The sequence below is a fragment of the Tellurirhabdus rosea genome (assembly GCF_026278345.1).
In the GTDB taxonomy this organism is placed as follows: Bacteria; Bacteroidota; Bacteroidia; order Cytophagales; family Spirosomataceae; genus Tellurirhabdus; species Tellurirhabdus rosea.
In genome coordinates this window covers 2444115-2464549 of record NZ_CP111085.1, presented here as the reverse complement: position 1 = coordinate 2464549, position 20435 = coordinate 2444115, and the positions used below count along the sequence as shown (strand labels likewise).

21 protein-coding genes are annotated in these 20435 nt (G+C 57.2%); 11 read left to right on the top strand and 10 right to left on the bottom strand.

Going from position 1 to position 20435, the window contains the following annotated elements; all coding sequences use genetic code 11:
- Positions 1-100: 100 nt before the first annotated feature.
- Positions 101-766 (top strand): pseudouridine synthase, encoded by a 666-nt coding sequence (locus ORG26_RS10235; protein ID WP_266368936.1) that lies wholly within the window; start codon positions 101-103, stop codon positions 764-766.
- 24 nt (positions 767-790) lie between these two features.
- Here the strand turns inward: ORG26_RS10235 and ORG26_RS10230 are convergent, their stop codons facing one another.
- From ORG26_RS10230 to ORG26_RS10210, 5 genes are all read right to left on the bottom strand, one after another.
- On the bottom strand, positions 791-1204 hold the full coding sequence (locus ORG26_RS10230; RefSeq protein ID WP_266368935.1) for a DUF2846 domain-containing protein: 414 nt from the start codon (positions 1202-1204) through the stop codon (positions 791-793).
- A gap of 116 nt (positions 1205-1320) precedes the next feature.
- Complete coding sequence (locus ORG26_RS10225; RefSeq protein WP_266368934.1) at positions 1321-2241, bottom strand: sugar phosphate isomerase/epimerase family protein; 921 nt, start codon at positions 2239-2241, stop codon at positions 1321-1323.
- Between the two features lie 107 nt (positions 2242-2348).
- Positions 2349-3182: an SDR family oxidoreductase gene (locus ORG26_RS10220; protein ID WP_266368933.1), complete on the bottom strand. Its 834-nt coding sequence runs from the start codon at positions 3180-3182 to the stop codon at positions 2349-2351.
- 82 nt (positions 3183-3264) lie between these two features.
- Positions 3265-3843, bottom strand: coding sequence for a TetR/AcrR family transcriptional regulator (locus ORG26_RS10215; RefSeq protein WP_266368932.1), 579 nt, complete (start codon positions 3841-3843; stop codon positions 3265-3267).
- 125 nt (positions 3844-3968) lie between these two features.
- On the bottom strand, positions 3969-5099 hold the full coding sequence (locus ORG26_RS10210) for a lactonase family protein (RefSeq protein ID WP_266368931.1): 1131 nt from the start codon (positions 5097-5099) through the stop codon (positions 3969-3971).
- A 157-nt stretch (positions 5100-5256) separates the two neighbouring features.
- Between ORG26_RS10210 and ORG26_RS10205 the strand changes: the two genes are divergently transcribed.
- The gene (locus ORG26_RS10205) at positions 5257-6045 is read left to right on the top strand and encodes an SDR family oxidoreductase (RefSeq protein ID WP_266368930.1); all 789 of its coding nucleotides are present in this window, start codon (positions 5257-5259) and stop codon (positions 6043-6045) included.
- A gap of 91 nt (positions 6046-6136) precedes the next feature.
- Here ORG26_RS10205 and ORG26_RS10200 read toward each other — a convergent pair whose 3' ends face one another.
- Complete coding sequence (locus tag ORG26_RS10200) at positions 6137-6784, bottom strand: DsbA family oxidoreductase (RefSeq protein ID WP_266368929.1); 648 nt, start codon at positions 6782-6784, stop codon at positions 6137-6139.
- A gap of 126 nt (positions 6785-6910) precedes the next feature.
- Positions 6911-7171: a hypothetical protein gene (locus ORG26_RS10195; protein WP_266368928.1), complete on the bottom strand. Its 261-nt coding sequence runs from the start codon at positions 7169-7171 to the stop codon at positions 6911-6913.
- A gap of 203 nt (positions 7172-7374) precedes the next feature.
- On the opposite strand from ORG26_RS10195, the gene ORG26_RS10190 reads away from it, so the two are divergent.
- From ORG26_RS10190 to ORG26_RS10180, 3 genes are all read left to right on the top strand, one after another.
- Positions 7375-8487 carry an AI-2E family transporter gene (locus ORG26_RS10190; protein ID WP_266368927.1) on the top strand — a complete coding sequence of 371 codons (1113 nt, stop codon included), beginning with the start codon at positions 7375-7377 and terminating at the stop codon, positions 8485-8487.
- A gap of 138 nt (positions 8488-8625) precedes the next feature.
- Entirely contained in the window at positions 8626-9654 is a 1029-nt protein-coding gene (locus ORG26_RS10185; protein WP_266368926.1) for a zinc metalloprotease, read from the top strand.
- A 214-nt stretch (positions 9655-9868) separates the two neighbouring features.
- Positions 9869-10315, top strand: coding sequence for a hypothetical protein (locus ORG26_RS10180; protein WP_266368925.1), 447 nt, complete (start codon positions 9869-9871; stop codon positions 10313-10315).
- 97 nt (positions 10316-10412) lie between these two features.
- On the opposite strand, the gene ORG26_RS10175 is transcribed toward ORG26_RS10180, so the two are convergent.
- Complete coding sequence (locus ORG26_RS10175) at positions 10413-11282, bottom strand: aldose 1-epimerase family protein (protein WP_266368924.1); 870 nt, start codon at positions 11280-11282, stop codon at positions 10413-10415.
- Positions 11283-11608: 326 nt separating this feature from the next.
- On the opposite strand from ORG26_RS10175, the gene ORG26_RS10170 reads away from it, so the two are divergent.
- Together ORG26_RS10170 and ORG26_RS10165 are read left to right on the top strand one after the other, a co-directional pair.
- Positions 11609-12307, top strand: a complete 699-nt coding sequence (locus ORG26_RS10170; protein WP_266368923.1) for a class I SAM-dependent methyltransferase — start codon at positions 11609-11611, stop codon at positions 12305-12307.
- A 121-nt stretch (positions 12308-12428) separates the two neighbouring features.
- The gene (locus ORG26_RS10165; protein WP_266368922.1) at positions 12429-13802 is read left to right on the top strand and encodes an Nramp family divalent metal transporter; all 1374 of its coding nucleotides are present in this window, start codon (positions 12429-12431) and stop codon (positions 13800-13802) included.
- 94 nt (positions 13803-13896) lie between these two features.
- Here ORG26_RS10165 and ORG26_RS10160 read toward each other — a convergent pair whose 3' ends face one another.
- On the bottom strand, positions 13897-14712 hold the full coding sequence (locus ORG26_RS10160; RefSeq protein WP_266368921.1) for an Fpg/Nei family DNA glycosylase: 816 nt from the start codon (positions 14710-14712) through the stop codon (positions 13897-13899).
- A 281-nt stretch (positions 14713-14993) separates the two neighbouring features.
- Here ORG26_RS10160 and ORG26_RS10155 point away from each other — a divergent pair, with 281 nt between their 5' ends.
- The 4 genes from ORG26_RS10155 (at position 14994) to ORG26_RS10140 (ending at position 19717) form a co-directional block, all read left to right on the top strand.
- Entirely contained in the window at positions 14994-15929 is a 936-nt protein-coding gene (locus tag ORG26_RS10155; RefSeq protein ID WP_266368920.1) for a hypothetical protein, read from the top strand.
- A gap of 218 nt (positions 15930-16147) precedes the next feature.
- Positions 16148-18187 (top strand): M13 family metallopeptidase, encoded by a 2040-nt coding sequence (locus ORG26_RS10150; RefSeq protein WP_323134407.1) that lies wholly within the window; start codon positions 16148-16150, stop codon positions 18185-18187.
- A gap of 183 nt (positions 18188-18370) precedes the next feature.
- Positions 18371-18562: a cold-shock protein gene (locus tag ORG26_RS10145; protein WP_266368919.1), complete on the top strand. Its 192-nt coding sequence runs from the start codon at positions 18371-18373 to the stop codon at positions 18560-18562.
- 75 nt (positions 18563-18637) lie between these two features.
- Entirely contained in the window at positions 18638-19717 is a 1080-nt protein-coding gene (locus ORG26_RS10140) for a fatty acid desaturase family protein (protein ID WP_266368918.1), read from the top strand.
- A gap of 6 nt (positions 19718-19723) precedes the next feature.
- Here ORG26_RS10140 and ORG26_RS10135 read toward each other — a convergent pair whose 3' ends face one another.
- Positions 19724-20290 carry a thioredoxin family protein gene (locus ORG26_RS10135; RefSeq protein ID WP_266368917.1) on the bottom strand — a complete coding sequence of 189 codons (567 nt, stop codon included), beginning with the start codon at positions 20288-20290 and terminating at the stop codon, positions 19724-19726.
- Positions 20291-20435 lie beyond the last annotated feature (145 nt).

The window sequence follows — 20435 nt, the reverse complement described above, 5'->3', positions numbered from 1 at the left end:
TTTGTAAAAAACAAGGGGTGCCGCAGCCCGCAGTCGGGACAGCCCTACAATTCGTCCGCTTATCAAAACGCTCCCGATTCTTTACCAGTCCGCCGATCTGGTGGCGGTCAACAAACCGCATGGCTTGCTGGTGCATCGTTCGCCCATCGCCAGCGACGCCAGCGAATTTGCCGTTCAGCTCCTGCGCGACCAGCTTGGCCAGCGCGTGTATCCCGTGCACCGCCTCGACCGCAAAACCGGCGGCGTGCTGCTCTTTGCCCTGACCGAAGACCTGAACGCGGCCATGCAGACCCTGTTTATGGAAAGCGGTGTACAGAAAACGTACCTGGCGATTGTCCGCGGCCACACGCCGGACACGCTAGACATCGACTACCCACTTCGCCGCGACGACGGGGTGGTGCAGGACGCTTTTACGCAGTTGAAAACCCTGCAACGCACCGAAATCCCGCTACCGTTCGGCAAACACGCGACTTCGCGCTATTCGCTGGTCGAGCTGACGCCCACGACGGGCCGGATGCACCAGCTCCGCAAGCACATGGCGCACGTTTTTTACCCGATCATCGGCGACCGTCCGCACGGCTGCAACAAGCAGAACCGGCTGTTTCTGGAAAAATTTGAAATGAACACGATGCTGCTCCACGCCCGGACGCTCGCCTTCACCCACCCGTCGACCGGAGAGGCCGTGACGATTGAAGCGCCGTGGCAGACAGAATTTGAGCGGATGATAGGGGTGTTGTTTGGCGGAGACTTATTAGAAAATTTCTGATGGAGTTGGAAAGCCCCCATCTATTCACTTTATCTCCACCGCCTTTGCATGCTTCCGGGCCGAGGCTTCGGTTACTTCTGCCAGACCGAGATAGCCCCTGAGGACGCCGGTTCGAACGTCGGCTTGCACGTAATACGTCCGGCCGGGCTGCACATTCAGGTTGAGGCGGTCGCGGCGGCGGGGCGCAATCGTCAGGCCGGAAAGGGCCGATTCGAGCGAAACCGTTCCGGCGGGTACGGTCAATACCAGCGTCTGTCGATTCCAGAGTTTAGCGGCCTTCTTGCCGTTGATCGAAATGTGCCAGGCCCGGGCGCACATCATAAACTGACTGGGACGGTAAACAATCACCGTCGCTTCCGCCGCGGGTCGGGTCGGTTCTTTGGCATGGCATACGGCGAGAGTCAGGAGGGAAAACAGGAGTGTAGCGAGGTTTTTCATGATGGATGTGGATAGCTGTTTGGAAAAACGACGGGTCGGCCAGTTACACTCCGGTTAAGGCACAAAATGTTTAGTTGCGAAGTGGCACGACGTGCCGCCGTGCCACCACGAATTCCTCAACCCAGAAACTGCCGCAGGTAATTCCGGCTGGTCAGAATGGCCGTGCGCACATCCTCCGGTGAACCTTCATAGGCTTTGTCTTCGACCTCGATGCAGACCGGGCCGCGGTAGCGCACGTCGGTCAGGGCGGCAAAGAAGCCGCGCCAGTTGACGTCGCCGAGGCCGGGCAGCTTCGGACTGTGGTACTCCAGCGGATACGCCATGATGCCGACCCGGTTCAGTTTGTCGCGGTAGACTTTCACGTCTTTCAGGTGAATGTGGTGCAGGCGGTCGCGGTACTGGTAGATGGGAGCTACCTCGTCCATCATCTGCCAGACCAGGTGCGACGGGTCGTAGTTCAGGCCCAGCAGCGGCGACGGAATCCGTGTGAACATCTGGTCCCAGATGGCGGGCGTCGTGGCGAGGTTTTTGCCGCCCGGCCACTCGTCCTGCGTGAACAGCATCGGACAGTTTTCAATGCCGATCTTGACGTTGCACTCCTCGGCCACGCGCATGATGGGCGTCCAGGCGTGCACAAAGAGGTCGAGGTTCTCGGCCACGGTCTTCTGCGGATGCCGCCCAATGAAGGTGTTCACCACCGGAATGCCCAGCCGCGCCGCCGCCCGGATCACTTTCTTGATGTGCTCAATGTAGAACTCCGCCTTCTCCGGGTCGGGGTCGAGCGGGTTGGGATAATAACCGAGGCCGGAAAGGTAAACGCCGGTCTGCCGCGTCAGGGTTTGAATGTCGGTGATCTGTTCGTCGTTCAGGTTTTCGACGGCGATGTGCGTCACTCCGGCGTAGCGGCGGGCGTCGGCGTTGCCCTGCGGCCAGCACATGATTTCAACGCATTTGAAGCCGTTCTGTCCGGCAAATTCTAAGGTGGTTTTCAGGTCAGCGTCCGCCATAATGGCGCTGACGAAGCCAAGGTCGAGCATAGGTTTAGGTTAATTCTTGCGGATTAGGCTAGATTTCCGTCCAGAAGGGAACACCGAAAAATCTGCGCTTAAAAATCTGCGTAAATCCGCGAGAAACCAAACCGGACTCACACGGCCGGCCGAAACCCTTTTTCCACCACGCTCCGGACAATGCCGTGAAACCACGACAGCGGCACCATCCGGCGCAGCGCCAACAGCATCGGCGACTGCCCGCCCGCCGGATAACGCAGCCGGAATGACCGGTCGTTGGCCGCCTGAAAAATCTTCTTCGCCACCACCTCCGGTCCCGGCGCGTCGGCTCCGGCTTTCTGGGAGTTGGCGTACGTCACCCGGATGTATTCGTCGTAGTCGGTCAGGCCGTCCTTGCGGAAGAGGTCCATCGACCGCTCGTAAAAATCCGTCTTGATTGCCCCCGGTTCGATGTTTTTGACCCGAATGTTGAACGGCCGCAGTTCAAACGACAGCGCCTCGCTGAAGCCCTCCACCGCCCACTTGGTCCCGTGATAGACGCTGTAGATCGGGAAGGTAATCAGGCCGCCCATCGACGTGACGTTGATGATGGTTCCGTCGCGCTTTTCGCGGAAATAAGGCAGGATTTCGCGGATGACATTCATGACGCCGAACACGTTGGTGTCGAACTGCCGCTGAATCTGCTCCGGCGTGGCCGCTTCAAAAACGCCCACGGCTCCGTAGCCCGCGTTGTTGACGATCACGTCGATGCCTCCGAAGGCGGTCCGGGCGTCGGTAATGGCCTGGCGGATGCTGTCGGCGTCCATCACATCCAGACGAAAGAGGCGCACATTCGGCAGGCCGGCCAATTCGGTTTCTTTGGACGGCGTACGCATGGTGGCCGCCACGTTCCAGCCTTTTTCGGCAAAATAACGGGCGGCGGCTTTGCCAATGCCCGAAGAACTCCCGGTGATGAGAACTGTCTTATTCATGAGGGTTGTTTTTATTGGGTGAAAAAATATTCATTTTAAAGACGAAGGAAAAGACGCATTGCCTGAACACGTCTTCGGAAACTTACCGTTTTACGCCGTCCCAGATAACCGAGAAGGTCGTCTCCCAATCCTGCGGGCTGAGCGGCTGGCCGGTGTAATAGACCTGCTTGGCCAGTTCGTTGAGCATTCCGCAGACCAGCGTAACGAGCAGTTCCGGGTTGGCTTCTTTGATGATCGTCTGCTGCTGGCCTTCGACAACCAGATTCAGAATCGGCTGCATCAGCCCGTTCTCAACCGATTGCGATTCTGCCGTTTCGACAAAATACGGGGAGCGGTAATACTGCTCGAAAAAGGCGGCGTATTCCGGGTGTTCGATGCTTTCTTTCAGGTAATTAAGCGATAATTTCTGAATTTTTACCCGCACCGGATCGGTCTCCCGGATGCCCGCTTCCAGGTCGCCGAGACTTTTCTGAACCAGGTAGGTGTACAGCCGCTGAATCAGCGCCGGTTTATCGGTAAAATAAATGTACACGGTTCCGGTAGCTACGCCCGCCTCTTTGGCCAGGTCCGACATTTTCAGTCCGGCCAGACCCGTTCGGGTGATGAGCTGGAGGGCCGCTTCCAGTATTTGCTGCTCTTTCGCTTCGTCCTTCTGTCGCATGTCTGTTCTTCTAAGACCGCACAAAGTAAGGTGAATAAAAATTCAGTTGCAAGAGTTTGGTGAATAAAAATTCATTTTCTTGAAAAAAAGAAACGCAGAAGGGGGCGCTTCTGCGTTCGGTCCGGTTATTTGAGCGTCATCAGTTTGAGGCAGACCGGGGACGGAACCTTGACGGGCTCGCCGACCTGCGACAGCTTGCCCGTCGCCTTATCCCGTTTGAAGATGAGGATGGAGTCGCTGTTCTGGTTCGCCGCCAGCACAAAATCGCCTTTCGGATCGACCATGAAGTTGCGCGGCACTTCGCCCACCGGCTGATGCCCAACCAGCGTCAGTTTACCGTCTCCTGCAATGGACATGATGGCCAGGGCATTGTGGCCCCGGTTGGACTGGTAAAGAAAGCGGCCCGCCGGGTCGGTGTGGATGTCGGCGCTGGTGTTGTTGCCCGTGAATTCAGCGGGCAGGGTCTTGACGCTTTCCTGAAGAATGGTCAGCGCCCCGGTTTTGGGGTCCCGGTTGAAGGCGACCGTCGCGGAACCCATTTCGGCGACCAGATACGCATTTTTGCCGTTCGGGTGAATAGCGAAATGGCGCGGTCCGCCGCCGGGGGTGATGCTGACAAACGGCGTAGCGGCGGGTTTGATTTTCTGCGCTTTGGCGTCAATTTCGTAGGTGTACAGCTTATCCGTGCCGAGATCGGCTACGTAGACGAAGCGATTGTCGGGCGAAACGGTGGCCGAGTGGATATGCGGCTTGTCCTGACGCTGGGCGTTGGGGCCGCTGCCCGTATAGCGGATGTTCTCGACCGGGCTGCCGAGTTTTCCGTCCGCGCCGATGGGCAGGACCGTAAACGTGCCGCCGCCGTAGTTGGAGACAAACGCCATCCGGCCCGTCTGGTCGATGCTGATGTGGCAGGGACCGCTGCCCTGCGAGGATTCCTGATTCAGAAAAGTCAGCTTGCCCGTTCCCGGTTCGATGGCGTAGGCGCTGACCCCGCCCGCTTTTTCGGCCCCTTCGTTGACGGAATACAGAAACCGGCCGTTGGGATGAATGGCCAGAAACGAAGGGCTTTTATCGTTGGAAGTGGTCGCCAGCGGCTGTAGCGTGCCGGACTTCCGGTCGAAGGCGAACGTGTAGATGCCTTCGCTGCCCCGCACGGAGTAAGTCCCGACGTACAGAATTTCGCGGGAGGACTGGGCGACGGCAAGCTGGAAGCAAAAACAAAGAGAAAAGAAAGACAGGAAGGTGAGGCGTTTCATGAAAGGTCTGTGTTTGAAAGCATGCCCGTAAAAGTAAATGTTTTTGGACGTATACTGAACCGGCAGGCCGCCCCACCGAATCCGGTTGATAAGTATAGCCGGAACATCCCCGTCGCCCGGCGTTATGAGTTCGTGAAACGCACGTAAACAGAACGTTATGACACAGGAACTTACGGGAAAAGTCGCCCTGATCACCGGAGCCGGCTCGGGGATCGGCGAAGCGGCGGCGCTGCTGCTGGCGAAACAGGGCGCCAGAATCGGGGCGCTGGGCCGCACGGAAAGCGAACTGCAGGAAGTGGTCGATCGCATCAAACAGGAGGGCGGCGACGCTATGACGCTGAAAGCGGATATTTCGAGTCCGGAAGAGATGCAGCAGGCGATTCAGAAAGTGGAACAGCAGTGGGGGCGGCTGGACATTGTTTTTGCCAACGCGGGCATCAACGGCGTCTGGGCGCCCATCGAAGACCTGCAACCCGAGGAATGGGACAAAACCATGAACATCAACCTCCGGGGCACTTTCCTGACGGTCAAGTACGCCATTCCGCTGTTGAAGCGGCAGGGCGGGTCGATCATCATTACATCGTCGGTCAACGGCACCCGGATTTTCAGCAATACCGGCGCGACGGCTTATTCCTGCACTAAAGCCGGGCAGGTTGCCTTCACGCAGATGGCCGCCCTGGAACTGGCCAAGCACCGGATTCGGGTGAACGTCATCTGCCCGGGCGCCATTGAAACGAACATCGACGAAAATACGACCAAGCGAAAAATCGAGGAAACTGAGGAGCCGGTAGAATTTCCGGAAGGCAAAATCCCGCTGACGGACGGCCAGCCGGGCCGCAGCGAGCAGGTCGCCGAACTGGTGCTGTTCCTGGCCTCCGATAAATCCAGCCACATCACCGGCACCCCCATCTGGATCGACGGCGCGGAGTCGTTGCTGATGGGTTGATGGAATGACTGAATGATTGAATGATTGAATGACTGATTAGCTCCGCAAGTCTCAAATTGAGGCGGAGCTAATCAGTCATTCAATCATTCAATCATTCAACATTTAGCGTCTCCGTCCAGGCTTTTTCCAGCGTCTGCTGGAAGACTTCCACCGGCTGGGCGCCGGAGATGGCGTATTTGCGGTCGATGACGAAGAACGGGACTCCCCGGACGCCGAGCGCCTGGGCTTCCTGCTCGTCGTAGCGGACTTCCGGACCAAATTCATCACTGGCCAGCAGGTTCTCCACCTCGTCGGCATTCAGCCCGATCTCGGCGGCCAGACGGATGAGCGTTTCCGGGTTGTCCACCACGGCGCCTTCTTCAAAATAAGCTTTGAACAGCCGTTCTTCGGCTTCGGCCTGTTTGCCTCTCTGCTCGGCGAAGTGAATGAGGCGGTGTGCGTGGAAGGTATTGGCGGGCATGGCCCTGTCGAGGCGGAAATTCAGACCGGCCGCGCTGGCGGTGGCGGCCACGCGCTGCTGCATCTGCTCGGCCCATTCCACGCTCTGTCCGTATTTATGCGCCAGTGTTTCGGTCAGCGAAACGCCCGGTTCGGGCCTGGCATGCGGGTCCAGTTCAAAGCTTTTCCACTGAATTTCGAGCCGGTCTTTCCCTGAAAAGGTGGATAATGCCTGTTCGAAATGCCGCTTGCCAATGTAACAGAACGGACAAACTACGTCGGACCAGATTTCAATTTTCATATCAATTAGTTTAGAGTTTATGGTTTAGAGTTTATGGTTTATAGTTGCTCCGCTAGGCTATGACGCCTGAACTGGCGGAGCAACCATAAACTCTAAACCATAAACCTTAAACTCTAAACCCAAAAATTAATTCCCTTCCTCTGACTCGGCTTTGCGGTTGGGTTCTGGTGTGCCGTAGTCGTCGTTGTAAGGAGTGCCGGAGGAGACCTGACCGCCGCTGGTCCAGAGGCCGCCGCCGCGTTCGCCGTCGTTGACGGTGTTCTCGCCGCTCGGGCCGTCTTCGGGCACGTTCCGTTCGTCGTCGTTCTCGGTACCGGCATGGCCTTTGCCGTGTTCGCCGCCGCTGGCAGCCCCGCCGGGAGCCAGGTATCTGTTGCTCAGATTCATCGCTTTTTTCTTCGTTGAGTGATCATAAAATACCTTCTATCAACATCCGGCGCGGTGGAATGTTTATTCGTTAAAAGTTGAAAGTTTAAGGCTGAAAGTTCAGAGTTTAAGGCTGCTTCGCCATCAGAGAAGCGGAATGAGCAGAGCCACCGCCGCGGCGGACCACCTTAAACCTTAAACGTTGAACCTTAAACGCAGATAGCATGAATCCCCAACCGTTTTACCATCGCCTTTCCCATTCGCTGCTGGCGCTGGGTATCATCACCGTGGCCATTTACCTGGGTCAGGACATCCTGGTGCCGCTGGCGCATTCGGTCCTGCTGGCCGTGCTGCTCCGGCCGCTGGAAAAGCGCCTGCTGAAACTGGGCATGCACAAGGTAGTGGCCATCAGTCTGGCCCTGTTTCTGGCCGTGCTGGTGGTGGCGGGCATCGGCACGCTGCTCTCGGTTCAGATCGCCAATTTCATGGACGACTGGCCCAAACTCGAACGCAACATTGACGATGTCTACCGGACCGTCCGCCGCTGGGTCCGGCGGGAGTATAAGGTCAGCTACCGCCAGCAGGAACAGTACATCGAACAGGTGAAAGACCAGACGACCGATTCGCTGAACGGCGTCAACACGCTGGGGCTCATCACCGGCCCGCTGGGCACGATCACGCTGATTCCGATCTACATTTTTCTGCTGATGTACTACCGGACCATGCTGCTGCACTTCTGCCAGCTGCTTTTCCCGGAACAGTTCACCGGCCGGGTGCGCGAGATTCTGGGGGAAATCAAAGCCGTTATCCAGAGCTATGTGGTCGGGCTGCTGCTCGAAACGGCCAGTGTGGCGGCGCTGAACATCGTCGGGCTGGTGGTGCTGGGTGTGCAGTACGCGGTGCTGCTGGGCATCATGGCCGCCATTCTGAACCTGATCCCGTACATAGGCGGGCTGGTGGCTACCGTACTGGCCGTGGCGCTGACGATGGTGAACCACCCGCAGATCGAGGTCCTGCTGGGCGTGGTGGCGGTGTTTCTGTTCGTGCAGTTTATCGACAACAACATCCTGGTTCCGCTGATTGTCGCCTCCAAAGTCCGGATCAACGCGCTGGTGTCCATCGTCGGCGTCCTGATCGGGGGCGTTCTGGCGGGCGTGTCCGGCATGTTTCTGTCCATTCCGGTGATTGCCATTCTGAAGGTCATCTTCGACCGGGTGGAGGGGCTGGAAGCCTGGGGCGTGCTGCTGGGAGACGAAACGCCGGAAACCAAGGGCGATGGCCTGTTTAAAATTCGGCGCAGGGTGCAGATTTATACCGGTGATGAAGTCGATACCTGATTTGGCAAAATAATTTTCCCAAAAGAATTAAATTTTAAAAATTTTATTTCATATGTAACCTTATTAGGTGATATTGTGTAAACCTTTTTTTTACCTTGAAAATCTTAACCGATTCTTAACCCAAATCAACTTCATCGTATGAAGAAAATTTTCACGCTTGCTGCATTTTTTGGATTAGCTTACGGCGCTTCGTCCTGCTTCGAACCGTCGATTGAAGAGTCCGTGGCCGACGGCCATATCCACAGCGCCGCCCGGATAGGGGACGAGGACGACGATCACAAGAAAGACCGTTCCTGCGCCACGATGGAAGTACTGGCCGAAAAGCTTCAGGAAGACCCCGAGCTGGCCGAAAAATTAAAGGAAATTGACAAGCATGCGGATAAGTTCGCCAGCAAAAACGGTCGGATCAGCGCCGCCGCGGCTTATACCGGCACGGTCACCATTCCGGTTGTCATCAACATTATTTATAACAGTGCCAAGCCGCAGGAAAACATCAGCGACGCTCAGATTGCCTCCCAGATGAACGTGCTGAACGCGGACTTCAACGCTACCAACGCCGACCGCGGCCAGACCCCCTCGGCCTTCGCCGCCGCCATCAACGGCTCAGGCTTCGACGTGCAGTTTACGCTGAGCAAAGTGGTTCGGAAAGCTTCCACCAAAACGTCGTGGGGCACGCGCGATGCGATGAAAAAATCCCGCAACGGCGGCATCGAACCGACCGACCCGGCCCGCAACCTCAACATCTGGGTGTGCAACATCGGCGGCGGTATCCTCGGCTACGCCCAGTTCCCCGGCGGCAACCTGTCCACGGATGGCGTCGTGATCTCGCCGCAGTATTTTGGAACCACCGGCTACGTGGCCGCTCCGTTCAACAAAGGCCGTACCGCCACGCACGAAGTGGGGCACTGGCTGAACCTGCGCCACATCTGGGGTGACGGCGGCTGCGGCATCGACGATTATGTTTCCGACACGCCGGATTCCGACGCGCCGAACTACGGCTGCCCGGCCTTCCCGACCGTCAAGTGCGGCAACACGCTCATGACGATGAACTACATGGACTACACCGACGACGCCTGCATGTACATGTTCACCAACGGACAGAAAGCCCGCAGCCGGGCGCTGTTCAACTCCGGTGGCGCGCGCAGCTCGTTTGTACCGGTTCAGTAAGTTTTATTCAGAAGTTGCCCAACGAAGTTCCCGCCCGGCAAAAGGCTCCGCTCAGCGGAAAGCCAGCCGGGCGGGAACTTCGTCGTTTTAACAGCTTCGCCCGTCCGAAACGCCATTTCTGTCCGCTTGCTAATAATTCTATGGGAAATGTGGTTTATCTGGGACAAGTCCTTAACTTACACGGTATTATCCACATCTTCGACCGTGACGCACTATGGCGATGCAGGACAACTACTGGAGACAGCTCTACGGCCTTGAAGCCCGAATTGAAGCCAATCTAACCCGGGTTCTGAACGCCACGGGGCTAACGCACCTCCTGCTTGCCGACCAGTTTACGGAAGATGGTCTCCTCGAATTAACCGATTACGGCTCCGACGAAGCGCTGTGCGACTTCATGGAATCGCTGCGCCGGGACGCGGCCAACCAGTGGCGGCTGAAAACCTACTACGGTCGGGAACTGCCCGTGTCTGAGCTGGTCGTTCAGGACAAACTCAAACTGCTGACGCTGCTGTCGCAGGGACTCTACAGCCCGGCCATCAAACCACCCGGCAACCTCGCCGAACTACGCCCCCTCCGCTCCCTGATGCGGGCCATTGAATGGAACTTTCCGACCGAAGACGTCCGCCTCAAGCGGTTGTTCTCGTACCTGAGCAGAAATTAGTTTTCCGTTTTCTGTTTTGCGTTTTCGGTTTACTGAAGGTCCGTTTTAGGATAACCCCTTCCGCGCGGAGCAACGGAAAACACAAAACCGAAAACACTCACTGCACCCCGATCGTAAACCCTGCTTCGAATTCGCTGCCGGCTTCGACGGTCTGGATGCCTTCTTTCTGCGAAATGTCCACCTTGCGGCCTTCGGTATCGGCGCAGCCCAGCCACGGTTCGATGCAGACGAAATCGGCTCCGGGCTTGGCCCAGATCCCGACGTACGGAAAGGCCGGATACGTGACCGTCACGGCATGGTCGTGGTGGCGGCTGCGGAGCGTGAGGCGGCGGGAGTCCAGCGTTTTGAACACCAGCGCGTCTTTGTCGAACAGGTCACGGGTCAGCGGCAACTGGTTGCCGACGGCCAGCACCGGCTCGGTCTGGCCCGTAAAAAAGCCTTCGTCCGACAGCAGATGACGATCGTAATTTTCTTCCTTCTGGAATTCCAGCATGTAATCTTCGTAGGATTCGCCCGGCGTGAACGGCACGGCAAAAGCCGGGTGCGCCCCGACCGAAAAGTAAATGGGCTGGTTGTCCTCGTTCGTGACTTTATAGATGACCGTTAGCGTGGCGTTGTCAAGCCGGTAAATGATCTGAAAACAAAAGCGGAACGGGTAGGATGCTTCCGTCTGGGCGCTGCTGTGAAGCGAGAACCGGGCTTTTTCGGGCAGCGCTTCTTCGAGCGTAAACTCGGATTGCCGGGCAAAGCCGTGACGGCCCATCGGAAACCGTTCGTCGGCCACCCGGATTTCGTTGTCCAGACAGCCGCCGATCACCGGAAACAGGTTGGGCGCGTGCCAGGGCCATACGGCGGGGTCGGCCTGCCAGAGGTGTTCAATGCCGGTTTTTTTGTTGAAAAGAGAGGTAAGTTCAGCGCCTTTCGGGCGGATGGTTACGCGGAGAAAGTCGTTTTCGAGCTGGGTCATACAGTATCAATCAGCAATTGGATGCGCAGAAATAACCCGTCCGGGCAGGAAAGGTTAGAAACGTTTCGACTTCCTTTTGTGACGGTTGCCCGCTGATTTCTGTCGATCCGGTTGGTTTTTGTTGGCAGGACGGCTCCAAATAAGACAGATTTGTTCCAGCGATGGCGAACAAAGGCCGTCCGGGCCGCCGGTCAGTACGCAAAAATGCGGGAAACTACCTGATTTCACAAACGGGGAATTCTGCGCTACCCCGACCGGAAACAACGGACGTACCTTTGCCCCCGTCATCCGACAGAATCCACACCATTCTACAACAACAACGACTAATGGAAAAGCAGTTTTGGATCAAATCCTGGGACCTGGGCGGGGTCTACACCAGTTTTCACCGGAAAGATGTGCACCCGTACGTGCTCAAACACCTGACGCCGGATGTGCTGGCGGGTAAAACCGTTTTCGTGCCGCTCTGCGGAAAAACCATCGACATGCTGTATTTCAGCCGTTACGCCGACCGGGTCGTCGGGGTAGAACTGGCGGAGAAAGCGGTGGTGCAGTTTTTTGAAGAAAACGGAATTTCCTACCGGCGGCACGGCAAGCGGTATGAAGCGGGCAACCTCGTTCTGTTCTGCCAGGATTTATTCGAACTGACCACAAAAGACCTCGGTCCGCTGGATATCGTCTACGACCGGGCGTCGCTGGTAGCCCTGCCGCTGGACATGCGGATGCGGTATCTGGCCAAAATGGAAGAACTGACGGAGCCGGGCGCGCTGTATTTCCTGAACACCCTGGAATATGCGCCCATCATGGCCACCCCGCCGTTCAGCATCGGTCCGGACGAAGTGCAATCGTACTTCCCGAACTACTCGATGATGCATGCAGAATCGCCCAACCTGCCCGAACATCGGATGGTGCAGAAATTCAACCTGGATTTCCTGATTGAACATGGTTTCTGGCTGAAAAAGCTTTACAACATCAGCCAGAGGTCGGAGAGTCTGGCGGGACTGACGAGCCGTTACGCGTTTAGCTGACTGATTTACCCGTTATGCAAGGGAGGCCCGACGGCCTCCCTTTTTTGCGTTTACCGGCCTGCGGTAGTTTTGGCGGCGCGTTTACTTTTCCGGGTGATAATCAGAACCCTACCCTGCACGCATGGAAACGCCCTCGCCCGACTCACCCTCCGCCACCCTTACTAGTCAGCCCTCCCTGGTGAAGGCCGCGCCCCTGACGCTGACCGGGCGGCTGGGCCACCTGGGACCGGGCTTTATCCTGTCGGCGGCCATTGTCGGCTCCGGTGAGCTGATCGCGACCACCGCGCTCGGAGCCAAAGCGGGCTTCACGACGTTCTGGGTCATTCTGGTCAGTTGTTTTGTCAAAGTGGCCCTGCAGGTTGAGTTCGGAAAAAACGCCATCTACACCGGCCGCACCACCATGCAGACCCTCAACCGCCTGCCGGGTCGTCGGCTGGGGCGGGCGCACTGGAGTATCTGGCTCTGGCTGTCGTTGCAGGGTTTCAAGCTGCTGCAGGTCGGGGGCATTGTCGGGGGCGTGGCGCTGGTACTCCACATTGCCTTTCCGGCCGTCAGTGCGGGCCTCTGGGCGGTTGCCTCGGCGCTCGTTACCTCCCTGCTGATCTACCGGGGCCATTACGGCTGGGTCGAAAAAGGCTCACTGGTGATGATCATTGCCTTTACCGGCCTTATTCTGGTCTCGCTTTTCCTCCTGCAAACCACTCCCTACGCCATCACCGGAAGTCAACTGGCCGAAGGGCTCACTTTTTCGCTGCCGCCGGAAACGGTAGGCGTGGCGCTGGGAGCCTTTGGCATTACCGGCGTCGGCGGCGACGAAATCATGTACTACAATTACTGGTGCGTCGAAAAAGGCTACGCGGCCTATACCGGCCCCAACGACGGAACGCCCGCCTGGGCCGAACGCGCCCGCGGCTGGATTCGGGTCATGACGCTGGACGCCCTGGTCAGCATGGCGATTTATACGATTGTCACGGCGGCCTTTTATCTGCTGGGCGCGTCGCTGCTGCGCCAGCAGGGCGAAATTCCGGAAGGCTTCGCGATGGTCGAAACGCTGTCGCGGCTGTTTACCGTGACGCTGGGACCGGGCGCGAAGGTCATTTTCCTGATCGGAGCCTTTTTTGTGCTTTACTCCACCCTGTTTACCGCTACGGCGAGCTGGGCGCGTATTTTTGGCGATGCCTTCGGCCAACTGGGCTGGGTGCGCTACGAAACCGGACCCGACCGAAGCCGCGTGCTGGCCGTGCTGGCGTGGGCTTTTCCGGCGGTTTGGTGCCTGCTGTACCTGTTTATTCAACTGCCCGTGCTGATGATTCTGCTCGGCGGAGCGGCCACGTCGGTCCTGCTGCTGCTGGTGGCGGGCGTAGCCATTGATTTCCGGTACCGGCAGTTACCACAAACGCTGATCCCTGCCCGCGGCTATGACCTCTGGTTCTGGGCCAGCGTCGCCTCCATCCTGGGCGTGAGTGTGTATGGCGTGTGGCAAATTGTGAAATGACTGAATGATTGAATTTTGAATGACTGAATAGCTTAGCTGGGTTCCAATCTGCGGAGCTATTCAGTCATTCAACCTTCAATCATTCAACCTTCAATCATTTCCTTTGCTCCGCCGGGCAGAAATACGTCGTCCGGCCGCCGACCTCTGTTTTTTCGATCCGGGTCCGGCAGCGCGGGCAGAACTGGTAAGCTTCCACGTCATCGTAGGGGTAGTCGTCCCACTGCCGGACATGAATCAGAAAATCGGGCGGAAAGTCGCGGTACTGGGCTTCGTGCCGGATGGCCGTTTCGAGAACCAGCCGGATGGCGTCGTGCAGGGCGGCCAGCTGGTCGCCGCTCAGGGTATCGGCCCGCTGCTCGGGGTGGATGCGGGCCTGAAAAAGCACTTCATCGACAATCCAGTTGCCCAGACCGGCCACCGTGCGCTGGTCCATCAGCACGGGCTTGATGGCGGTGCGGCGGGACAGAATCCGGGCCGTTAGCTCGGAAAGCGGGATGCTAAGGGCGTCGGGACCAATCTTTTTTCGCAACAAATACGTATCTACGTCGTCTACCAGCCCAACGCGCTCGAACTTTCGGGGACAGATAAATCCCAGATTGAAGCCGCTGGCGAAGTGAAACACGATGCGGGCATGCCGCGGACGGTCGAGGCTGGCGTGGTAATACGCCAGGTCGCCGGTCATGCCGAAATGCAGGCGCAGGGTCACGGCGGGATCGTCGGTAAAGACGAACAAATTCTTGCCCACCCGGCGGGTGCCGGTCAGCGACCGCCCCATCAGGGTTTCGTAAAGCGTGTTGAAATCGGTGGTCAGCAGTTTGTAGTCTTCCACGCTGAGGTCCTCGATCGGCTGGTGGAGCGAGGAGGCTTCGAGGTAGCGGCGGTAGGTTTCTACTTCGGGTAGTTCAGGCATACATCGGATAACGGTACAGAATGGTAACATTCGGTAGCGGCCTGCAGTTCATGCAGAAGGAGGCCTGAGTATCAGCAGAAACCACCGGGCGGGGTGAATAAAATTTTCTTGTCATATATACTAAATAGAAAATAATCCCGTTTTGGTGATATGTGTTGCAAAAAGCGGGGAATGCTTTTGTTCACTCGCCGGAAAACACCATTTAACCGTTGAAGCTGCCGATGACCTTCTACTTTACCTAACCAACCAATCTATTTCATTTAACTAGTTATCTGTCAACTATGGAGAACAAACAGCCGAAAGCGAATGGGGCTCTTATTGCTGCCCTGGTGATCATGACTATTCTGGCCGGGGTATCCAGCTACCTTTTATTCGAGCAGAAAGACGTCAATAAGAATCAGGAATCAACGATTGCGGCCCGCGCTGAAGAACTGTCGACTACCCGCATCAAGCTGGATTCCATTTCAACGGCCCTCGATGCGAAAATTGCAGAGGTAAAGAAGCTCGGTGGGGATGTAACAGAACTGGAACGGGTACGCGGCCAACTGGAGCAGGATCGGGCGGCCCTGCGGCGCGGACAGCGGATTTCGATTTCCAAATACGAAGCAAAAATCCGCCAGTATGAAGCCTTCCTGGCCGAAAAAGACACCCTGATCGCCCAGCTTCGCGATGAAAACCAGGTGCTGGTGACAACCAACCAGACGCTCAACGACGAAAACAGCGGTTTGAAGACGGAGCGCCAGACGCTGACCGATTCGGTGCAGCGGATTTCGGCGGTGAACACCGACCTGAGCGAGAAGGTGACGCGTGCCTCGGCGCTGCGTGCCCAGAACGTCCGGGTGTTCGCCCTGAACTCGAAAGGCAAAGCCCGCGACGCTTCTTCTGACGAAGTAAAAGCCCGCCGGGTAGACAAAATCCGCCTGCAATACACCCTGCTCGACAATCCCCTGACCCGTCAGGAAGAGAAAGAAGTGTACATCCGCGTGCTCGACCCCAGTGGTGCCGTCATCTCGGACGAAGGGACCGGCTCCGGCCGCTTTGACTTCAACGGTCAGGAAATGATGTACACGGCCAAGCAGACCGTGCCTTATACGAACAACAACCAGAACGTAGACTTCACGTACACCCGCGGTCAGGCTTACAAGCCCGGCAAATACACGGTAGAACTGTACGCAGAAGGTTTCCGGATCGGCGAAGGCTCTTTTGCCATCCGCTAAAATACCTGCCCTGTCGGTGGTCTCGGACCCCAACAGCGGCTCACAAAAGGTTTTTACAGCCGCTGTCGGAGTCCGAGACCACCGACAGGGCCAGGGCAGCGCACCTTTTCAGGTGCGCTGTTTCTGCTTTTTGGCAGAAAGGCCAATGATTATTCCGAAAAAGGTTAAATTTGTAACCCTTTTTGTTTGACGATTAACCTAACCTCATCAACATCCGTATGAGACGATTCGGATTGGTGCTGCCGCTGGCGGCCCTGTCGCTCGGTTTGCTGGCCGGTACGCCGCCCAAGACCAAAGCGCCCAAAAAGAAGTTCATCGACGCCCAGAACATGGACAACAAGGTGAAGCCGGGCGATGACTTCTACCAGTATGCCAACGGAAACTGGATCAGAAACAACCCGGTTCCGGCCTCGAAAACCCGCTGGGGCAGCTTCAACGAACTTCGCGAGGAAAGCTCGCGGCGCATCCGGCTGCTGCTGGAAGAAGCCGGCAAGCCGTCGGAGGCCAACAAAGGCCGCGTTCGCCAGATGGTCGGCGATTTCTACGCCTCGGGCATGGACAGCCTGGCGGTGGAGAAACTGGGCTACACCCCCATCAAAGACGAACTGACCCGCATCGCCGCGCTGAAGAACAATGCCGAAGCGCTCAACGAAATGGTTCGCCTGCGGACTTTGGGCCAGGGCATGCTGTTTGGCTTCGGCGTCTCGCAGGACCGCCGCAACCCGAACAAATACGTTCCGCAGCTCGGCCAGGGCGGCACTTCGCTTCCCGACCGCGATTATTACCTGAAAAATGATGCCCGGAGTCAGAAGATCCGGCAGTCGTACCGCGACCATCTGACCAAGATGTTTGGCCTCATCGGCGAAACATCCGAACAGGCCGCCCGGAGCGCCGAAACGGTAATCCGGCTGGAAACGGCCCTCGCCCAGGCGCAACTGAGCCGCGTCGAAATGCGCGACCCCCAGCGGACCTACAACAAGTTTACGGTTGCCGATTTCTCGAAAACAACCCCCACCCTGAACTGGAGCGGCCTGCTCGACCAGTTCGGTGCCAAAGGACAGGACACCTTGCTGGTGGCAAACCCGCGCTTCATGCGCTCGGTGGACAGCCTGCTGACGGCCACCCCGACCGAAGACCTGAAGACCTACATGCGCTGGAACGTCCTGAGCGATGCGGCTCCCTACCTGAGCAGCCCGTTCGTGGCCCAGAGCTTCGCCTTCAATCAGGTCCTGACGGGCCAGAAAGTGCAGACTCCGCGCTGGCAGCGCATCAGTTCGCTGGTGGATGCCCAGCTGGGTGAACTGCTCGGGCAGCTTTACGTCGAAAAATACTTCAAGCCCGAAGCCAAGCAGCGGATGCTGACGCTGGTAGACAACTTGGAAGCGTCTTTCAAGGAACACATCAACGGCCTGGAATGGATGAGCGCCGAAACCAAAAAGCGCGCGCTCAACAAACTGGTGTCGTTCAAACGAAAAATCGGCTACCCCGACAAGTGGGAAACGTACGACGGCGTGGTCATCCGCCGCGACGATTTCTACGGCAACGTTCAGCGTAACCGCCAGTGGGCCTACAACTACAACGTGACGCGCCTCGGAAAACCTGTGGACCGCACCCGCTGGGGCATGACGCCGCCGACCATCAACGCCTACTACAGCCCGGTAAACAACGAAATCGCTTTCCCGGCGGGCATTCTGCAATTCCCGTTCTTTGACGCCGACGCCGACGATGCCATCAACTACGGCGGTATCGGAGCGGTAATCGGGCACGAAATGACCCACGGATTTGACGATTCGGGCCGCCAGTACGACGCCGACGGCACCCTCCGCGACTGGTGGACGCGCGAAGATGCCGCGCAGTTCAGCCAGCGTTCGGACAAGGTCGTGGCGCAGTTCTTCGGCTTCAAGGTGCTGGATTCACTGGCCGTAAACGGCAAGCTGACGCTGGGCGAAAACCTGGCCGACCTCGGCGGGCTGGCCATTGCCTACGATGCGTTCAAGAAAACCAAGCAGGGCCAGTCGGGCGAGAAAATTGACGGCTTCACGCCGGACCAGCGTTTCTTCCTGTCGTGGGCGCAGATCTGGCGCGAAAACGTAACGCCCGAGACGGCCGCTCAGTTGATTCTGACGGACCCGCACTCGCCCGGTCGTTACCGCTGCAACGGTCCCGTGGCCAATATCGACGCCTTTTACAAAGCGTTCGACGTGAAGCCCGGCGACAAGATGTACAAGTCGAAGGAAGAACGGATCAGAGTTTGGTAAGTAGTTAAATTTCAATTTATTACGTACCGGAAAGGGTCGGGGCTTCGCTGGTTTTTCGCTGGCGGTGCTTCGGCCCTTTTCGGCCTTTCAGGCATCCTGTTCATCTTTTTTACTAAATAAATTCCTGATTGCTAGGTCTTAATGCTGTAAAGCCGTACCTTCCGGAAATACATAAAAAAAGTAATGAAAAAAGGAGTTGTTAAATTCTTCAATGAAACCAAAGGATTTGGTTTCATCAAATCTGCGGACTCAGCAGAAGACATCTTCGTGCACGCTTCCGGCCTGATCGATCAGGTTCGCGAGAACGATGAGGTAACGTTCGAAGTAGAACAGGGCCGTAAAGGTCTGAACGCTGTAAAGGTACAACTTGCCTAAACGGCCGGAAGTCAGATACAGAATTCGTTACGAATCATCAAAGGGCTTTTAAAGCCCTTTTTTCTTATAAGGCCAATGCACACAAGGGTAAAGTTTGTGAACAAGGACAAGTCGGTTTTTTTTCAGGTGCTGCGTGAACGGGTAGATGCCGATTTCCGGGAACAAAACCTAACCCGATGTGGGGGGAAGCCGATCCTGGGCAAGAGCGTGGTGCTGCTGGGCCTGTTGCTGGGCTGCTACGCGCTGGTGCTGAGTGATCTGCTGACCGGATGGCCGCTGCTGGGCGTAGCGGTGCTGCTGGGCGTGGCCACGGCGGGCGTAGGCATGTCCGTTATGCATGATGCCAACCACGGCTCGTTTTCCTCCACCCCCTGGATCAATGCCGTGTCGGGGGCAAGTCTTTACCTGCTGGGCGGCAACGTCCTGAACTGGAAAGTGCAGCACAACACGCTTCACCATACCTACACCAACATCCACGACATGGACGAGGACATTACGGGGAAATATTTCCTGCGCCTTTGTCCGACCGAGAAACGGAAGGGGTATCACCGTTTTCAGCACATCTACGCTTTTTTCCTGTACGGCCTGATGACGTTTTCGTTCTTCGTCAAGGATTTCCGGCAAGCCATCAAATACCACCGGCTGGCGGGCAAAGGCCCGGTCAAGCCCTTCACCGGGGCCGAATTGTTGGTGCTGTTCAGCAGTAAGGTGGTGTATGTGCTGCTGGTGGCCGTTTTGCCGCTCTGGCTCACGAGCCTGACCTTCGGGCAGTGGCTGCTGGGCTTTGTCGTGATGCATTTCACCGCCGGACTGATTCTGAGCATCGTTTTTCAGCTGGCCCATATCGTCGAAGGGGCGCACCAGCCCATGCCCGACGCGCAGGGTTCCATTCCGAACGCGTGGGCGATTCACCAACTGGAAACAACGGCCAATTTCGGCTGCCCGCGGTGGTTGTCGTGGTACATCGGCGGACTCGATTATCAGGTCGAACACCACCTGTTCCCGTCCATTTCGCACATTCACTACCGCCGTCTGTCAAAAATTGTGCGGCAGACCGCCGAGGAATTCCGGATTCCGTACAACCGCAAACCGACCTTCGGCCGGGCCCTGCAATCGCATTACCAGATGCTGCGGTCGCTGGGCACGGCCGCGTAAGTCGGCTTATTTCTTCGCGTAACTCTTCACGTACGTCCCCGCCTTGAACTGCTCAAACGGTTCGGCCTTGTGGTGGTTGCCGCCAATGAAGGTGATGATCTGGTGGAAGGCCGTAGGCTCCAGATACCCGGCGACGGGCTGAATCATGCCCATTTTTTCGTCGAGAAAAACGGTCGTGGGGTAAGAAAGCTGGTTGTTCATCAGGCTTGCCGCCAGCTGGTGGTAGCCGCGGCCGTTGCCCTGGTCCACAAACCGGAACGTATCCTTGCCCAGCCTGATGTCTTCCCGCTGCTCGGCGTTCAGCTTCACCGCGTAGTAATTCCGGTTGACGTAGTCCACCACGGCCGCATTCCGGAACGTATTGCGGTCCATGACTTTGCACCAGCCGCACCAGTCGGTATACACGTCGATAACAAATTTTTTGGGCGTTTTCTGATAAAGCGCGTACGCCTGTTCGATGGTCAGCCAGTTGATTTTGCCCCCTTTGGGCGGCTTTTCGGTCTGGGCCGGGGTGCTGGCCGTGGTCAGGGCGGTCAGGAATAGGGCCAGAAGGAGCGTCAGCGGTTTCTGCATGTCGTTACAAAGAGTCTTAAGCAAGGAGTCAACTAAGCAGGGAACATTCCCTTTTTCGGAAAAATAAGCAAAATAGCTCAGTGGTAAAACGTCCGGCCGACGGGTCTGGTATGGGCTTTTGGGGCGGCCACCGGGCAAAATGACG